This window comes from Streptomyces sp. LS1784 (assembly GCF_020103755.1).
GTDB lineage: Bacteria > Actinomycetota > Actinomycetes > Streptomycetales > Streptomycetaceae > Kitasatospora.
Window position 1 is genome coordinate 1 of record NZ_JAHSQD010000538.1, and the last position, 5,601, is coordinate 5,601.

Here is a 5,601-nt window from a genome sequence, read left to right on the forward strand (position 1 = left end):
GCGGCCGGCACCGGCCCGGCGCATGCCGGCCCGCGCCTTGGCGTCCCGCTCGCGCTTGAGCGCGGCGTTGGCGGCCCGCTGCTTGGGGTGTCCCTTGCGCGCCTCGCCGGGCGGGGTCGGACCCTTGCCCTGGAGGCCCTTCCGGCTGTGCCCGCCGGTACCGACAGACGCGCCCTTCTTCGATCCGGGGTTGCGGCGGTTCCTGCGCTGGCTGTTGCCGGCCATGGCTGTACTTCCTGTCTGTCCGGCATGCCCCGGCCGTCCCGGTCTGCCCGGTGGCGGCCGACGGCATGCGCTACGTCATGCGGGAGGGCCGCACCGGTCCGGTACGGCCCACCCATCACCCCGATCGTCGGATGGGGTTACTGGCTGTTGATCGTCCAGCGCGGGCCGGACGGGGTGTCCTCGATCGCCAGCCCGGCCAGGCCGAGCTGGTCGCGGATGGCATCCGCGGTGGCGAAGTCCTTGCGCTCGCGCGCCGCCTGCCGCTGGTCCAGGACCAGACGGACCAGCGAGTCGACCACGCCGTGGAGGTCCTCGCCGCGCTCCGTCCCGGCCCAGTGCGGGTCGAGCGGGTCGAGGCCCAGTACACCGAGCATCGCACGGACCTCGGCCAGTCGCGCCACCACGCTCTCCTTGTCGTCCGCGTTCAGGGCGCTGTTGCCCTGGCGGACGGCGGTGTGCACGACGGCCAGCGCCTGCGGCACGCCGAAGTCGTCGTCCATCGCCTCGGCGAAGGCCGGCGGCACCTCGGGCGCCGCGTCGACCGTGCCGCAGCGCTCGACGGCGCGCTGGATGAAGCCCTCGATCCGGCCGAAGCCGGCCTCGGCCTCGCGCAGCGACTCCTCGCTGTACTCGATCATCGAGCGGTAGTGCGGGGCCGCCAGGTAGTAGCGGAGCACGATCGGCCGCCACGCCCGGACCATCTCGGAGACCAGCACCGAGTTGCCCAGCGACTTGCTCATCTTCTCGCCAGCCATGGTGACCCAGGCGTTGTGCACCCAGAAGTTGGCGAAGTCGTCGCCGTAGGCCTTGGACTGGGCGATCTCGTTCTCGTGGTGCGGGAAGATCAGGTCCAGCCCACCGCCGTGGATGTCGAAGGCCGCGCCCAGGTACTTGTGGGCCATCGCCGAGCATTCCAGGTGCCAGCCCGGACGGCCGCGGCCCCACGGGGTCTCCCAGCTCGGCTCGCCCGGCTTGGCGGCCTTCCACATCGCGAAGTCCCGCTGGTCCCGCTTGCCGGTCTCGCCTTCGCCCTCGGGCTGGCGCAGGTCGGCCAGCTTCTGGTTGGAGAGCGCCAGGTAGTCGGGGTACGACCGCACGTCGAAGTAGACGTTGCCGTCGGCCGCGTAGGCGTGGCCCTTGGCGATGAGCCCCTGCATCATCTCGATCATCTCGGGGATGTGCCCGGTGGCCCGCGGTTCGGCAGTCGGCCGCAGGCAGCCGAGCGCGTCGTAGCCGTCGTTGAAGGCGCGCTCGTTCTCGTAGGCGATCTGCCACCACGGGGTGCCGAGCTCGCGCTCCTTGGCGATGATCTTGTCGTCGATGTCGGTGACGTTCCGGGCGAAGGTCACCTGGTAGCCGCGGTAGGCGAACCACCGCTGCATGAGGTCGAAGTTGAGGTACGACCGGATGTGCCCGATGTGTGGCGCCGACTGAACGGTAGCGCCGCACAGGTAGATCGAGACACAACCCGGTACAAGCGGGACGAAGTCGCGTACCTGGCGGGTGCTGGTGTCGTACAGACGAATGCTCACAGCGTCAAGCGTAGTGGGCGGTGGGGGGTGCCCCGCCACATTCCCCGGGACAACGGGGGCGTGATCCCGGGGAAACGGTGGACCGCGGGCGGTGCTCAGATGCTGCCGACCACCTTGCGCGGGGTGAGCCGGACGACCACCCGGACGTCGTCCGGGCCGTCCCAGGTGTAGTTGTCCACGCCGCGGTACTTGGCGGCCAGCTCGTCGATCAGCTCCCGGCCGCCCTCGGTGGTCAGCGAGACCTCACCGCGCGCTTCCAGGTACTCGTACGGGTTGTCCGGCGGGTTGACGAGGAGCGAAACCCGCGGGTCCCGCGCCAGGTTGAGGTGCTTGCGGCGACCCTGGACGGTGGAGAACAGGATGTCGCCACCGTCCCGCTTGACCCAGACCACCGAGGACTGGGGGCTGCCGTCGGGCTGGATCGTGGAGACCACGGCGAAGCTCTTGTCGTCGAGCAGGGCCTTGGCACGGTCGGAGAGCTCGGCCCTCATGCGCCCACCTCGCTGCGCTCGGCGGGGGCGCTCGCCCACTCGCACCTCTCGATGACGAGCTCGTTCCACTCGCTCATGGCGATTACCTCTTCTCGTCGGCGGTTCGGCCCGAGCGGAAGCCCCGGACGGGCCCGGACCGAAGACTAACGATCCGGGCCCCGGGAACACCCCGTGAACACCCGTCAGGTGCGGGTTCTTCCGGCCGCCCACCGCGAGCGGCTCAACGCCGTTCGTACACCAGGGCGGTGGCGATCGCGGCCAGGCCCTCGGCCCGGCCCGTCAGACCCAGGCCGTCGGTGGTGGTGCCGGAGACGGACACCGGGGCGCCGACGGCCTCGGAGAGCGCGGCCTGCGCCTCGGCGCGCCGCTTGCCGATCTTCGGCCGCACGCCGATCACCTGGACCGCGACGTTGCCGATCTCGAAGCCCGCTTCCCGGACCAGCCGGGCCGCCTCACCGAGCAGCTTCGCCCCGGACGCGCCGGCCCACTCCGGGCGGTCGGTGCCGAAGTGGGCGCCCAGGTCGCCGATCCCGGCGGCCGAGAACAGCGCGTCGCAGGCGGCGTGCGCGGCGACGTCGGCGTCCGAGTGCCCGGAGAGCCCGACCTCGGCGTCCGGCCAGTCCAGCCCGGCCACCCGGAGCGGGCGGCCGGCCTCGAAGGCGTGCACGTCGGTGCCGATCCCGACGCGGGGGATCACGGGAGTCTGCGGGTCAGTAGGCATCGGCGGCCCTCCGACGGGCGAGTACGGCCTCGGCGAGCACGAGGTCCAGCGGACGGGTGACCTTGAACGCCTCCTCGTGGCCGGGCACCACGACGACCCGGCCGCCGTAGCGCTCCACCAGGCCGGCGTCGTCGGTGACCGGCGGCGCGTCGGCGGTGCCCGCACTCTCCTCGGTCAGCGCCTTGGCGTGCACCTCGACCAGGGTGGCGCGGTCGAAGCCCTGCGGGGTCTGCACCGCGCGCAGGGTGGCGCGCTCGGGCGTGTCGAGCACCGGCTCGGGGCCGCCCGGGTTCGGCTCGACCCGCTTCACCGTGTCGGCCAGCGGCACCGCCGGCACCACCGCCTGCGCCCCGGCCCGGACGGCGGCCGCGACGGTGTCCACCACCTCGACCGGGACCAGCGGGCGGGCCGCGTCGTGCACCAGCACGACCCCGACCTCCTCCGGGATCGCGGCCAGGCCCAGCCGGACCGACTCCTGGCGGGTCGCCCCGCCGGCCACCACCCGGATGTCCTTGCCGTCCAGCCCGTGGCTGTCCAGCAGGGCCACCACCTCGGCCACCCCGTCGGCGGGCGCGGCGACCACGACCAGGCCGACTGCCCGGCTGCGGGCCAGGGCCCGGACGGCGTGCACCAGGAGCGGCACACCCCCCAGTTCCCGCAGGGCCTTCGGAGCCCCGGGCCCCAGCCGCTCACCGCGTCCGGCGGCGGGCACCACTGCTGCTGCAACTGCTCCTGACGCGTTCAGGTTTCACTCCTTCGGCGAAGTGGGTATGGCCATGGCGTGCCCGGCGGGCGCACCGGGCCCCTTCCGAAGAACCACGGTCCACCGCCCGCCGCACAGCTCCGCAAGTCCCGCGCAACAGCGGGTGCACGCACCAGCGGGTGCAGAAACGGTCTTGCAAGCCTGGACCGGCTAGGGCAGGGGCGTGGTCCGGACACGCCTCAGCGCCCGGAGTGCCACTGCACCACTCCCGGACGGTTCGTCCGAGGAGCGGCGCGCCGGCACCGGGCGCTGTGAGCGATGGGCGGCAGCCCGACCGCACTGCGGTGGCGCGCGCTACGAGGCGAGGACCTCGTCGAGCAGCGTTTCCGCCTTGTCCTCGTTGGTGTTCTCCGCCAGCGCGAGCTCGCTGACGAGGATCTGGCGCGCCTTCGCGAGCATCCGCTTCTCGCCGGCCGAGAGGCCGCGCTCGCGCTCGCGGCGCCAGAGGTCGCGGACGACCTCGGCGACCTTGATGACGTCACCCGAGGCGAGCTTCTCCAGGTTCGCCTTGTAGCGACGGGACCAGTTGGTCGGCTCTTCCGTGTACGGCGCCCGCAGCACCTCGAAGACCCGGTCCAGACCCTCCTGGCCGACTACATCGCGCACGCCGACGAACTCCGCGTTCTCGGCGGGCACGCGGAGCGTCAGGTCTCCCTGCTGCACCTTGAGCACCAGGTAGGTCTTGTCCACACCTTTGATCTGGCGAGTTTCGATGGCCTCGATCAGCGCGGCCCCGTGATGGGGGTAGACCACCGTGTCGCCAACCTTGAACGTCATGTGACAGGACCCCTTCCGTGGCTTTCCAGAATAACACGCTTCTCGGCGCACCCGAAGGGCGTTTTCGCAGGTCAGGGCCGGTCTCGGGGCTTGACAACCACCCCCATGACGTGCTGCGACCAGTGTTCGAGAGGGGCTTCCCGCAGGTCGGAGGCGGTTCCGGGGTTCGGCGAAACCCTTGCGCAACACCCCCGCAACCATGATTGGATCTTGAGCTTTCACCTCTTTCCGGGTCACGGCCGAATCGTTATTCGATCTTGGTCGAACCTTGTCCGTCGAGTGACCTGGACATGTCGGCCGTACCGCCGGACGGCCTCCGGCGGCCCTCGGGAGTGCGACACGGGGACCACCCCGTGAGGAGCACATAAGTGAGGTCGATAATCTGAGACCTGACCTACCGACACGTGACCTAGGAGAAGCCGCCGCCGTGAGCCGCAGCCTTCGACGCGGCAGCATCGCCGCCATCGCCGCCATCGCCATCGCCTCGCTGTCCTCCTGCGCCGCCGGCAACACGCCGGAAACCCTGCAGATCAAGCCCGACAACGCGGCGGCAACCATCGGGACGAACCTCCGACTGAACAACATCGTGGTCGTCACCGGGGAGGGCACCGCGGGTAACTACACCGGTCCCGCCAACGTGGTCGTGAACATCGCGAACACCGCGGACACCCCGGCCGAACTCAAGTCGGTCACCGTCGGCAACGGTGCAGCTGCCACCTTCACGGACGCCTCCGGCGCTCCGCTGTCCAGCATCGTCGTCCCGGCCGGTGGCTCGGTGGCGATCGGCGGTCAGGGCAACCCGTCCGCCACCGTCGCCTCCGCGACCGTCTCCGTCGGCGGCTTCGCCCCGACCGCCTTCACCTTCAAGGACGGCCAGAAGGTCGAGACCGAGGCCGCCGTGAGCCCGGACTCGGGCGCGCACGGCCGCGGCCTCTACAAGGGCTTCGGGCCGACCCCCTCGGCGACCGCCACCCCCGCCAAGACCACCACCCCCGGTGCCACCGCCCCGGCCACCCCGGGCGCGCCGACCACCGGTGCCGCCGTCCCGGCCGGTGCCACCACCACCCCGGCCGTCCCGGCCGCGCACTGACG

General features: G+C 71.6%; 6 protein-coding genes and 1 pseudogene. 1 reads left to right on the forward strand and 6 read right to left on the reverse strand.

Annotated features, from left to right (window positions below; all coding sequences use genetic code 11):
* From KS423_RS37020 to KS423_RS37045, 6 genes and pseudogenes are all read right to left on the reverse strand, one after another.
* Positions 1-225: pseudogene (locus tag KS423_RS37020) on the reverse strand (23S rRNA (guanosine(2251)-2'-O)-methyltransferase RlmB); the annotation flags it as partial.
* 137 nt (positions 226-362) lie between these two features.
* Positions 363-1,757, reverse strand: a complete 1,395-nt coding sequence (gene cysS / locus KS423_RS37025) for a cysteine--tRNA ligase (protein WP_224284130.1) — start codon at positions 1,755-1,757, stop codon at positions 363-365.
* Positions 1,758-1,852: 95 nt separating this feature from the next.
* Complete coding sequence (locus KS423_RS37030) at positions 1,853-2,248, reverse strand: PPOX class F420-dependent oxidoreductase (protein WP_224284131.1); 396 nt, start codon at positions 2,246-2,248, stop codon at positions 1,853-1,855.
* Positions 2,249-2,468: 220 nt separating this feature from the next.
* Complete coding sequence (gene ispF, locus KS423_RS37035; protein ID WP_049657183.1) at positions 2,469-2,969, reverse strand: 2-C-methyl-D-erythritol 2,4-cyclodiphosphate synthase; 501 nt, start codon at positions 2,967-2,969, stop codon at positions 2,469-2,471.
* Positions 2,959-3,684, reverse strand: coding sequence for a 2-C-methyl-D-erythritol 4-phosphate cytidylyltransferase (ispD, locus tag KS423_RS37040; RefSeq protein ID WP_224284132.1), 726 nt, complete (start codon positions 3,682-3,684; stop codon positions 2,959-2,961). The genes ispF and ispD overlap by 11 nt, the downstream gene beginning before the upstream one ends.
* 342 nt (positions 3,685-4,026) lie before the next feature.
* Positions 4,027-4,509 carry a CarD family transcriptional regulator gene (locus KS423_RS37045; protein WP_014136563.1) on the reverse strand — a complete coding sequence of 161 codons (483 nt, stop codon included), beginning with the start codon at positions 4,507-4,509 and terminating at the stop codon, positions 4,027-4,029.
* A gap of 427 nt (positions 4,510-4,936) precedes the next feature.
* On the opposite strand from KS423_RS37045, the gene KS423_RS37050 reads away from it, so the two are divergent.
* A complete protein-coding gene (locus KS423_RS37050; RefSeq protein WP_224284133.1) occupies positions 4,937-5,599 on the forward strand; it encodes a DUF461 domain-containing protein in 663 nt (220 codons plus the stop codon).
* Positions 5,600-5,601 lie beyond the last annotated feature (2 nt).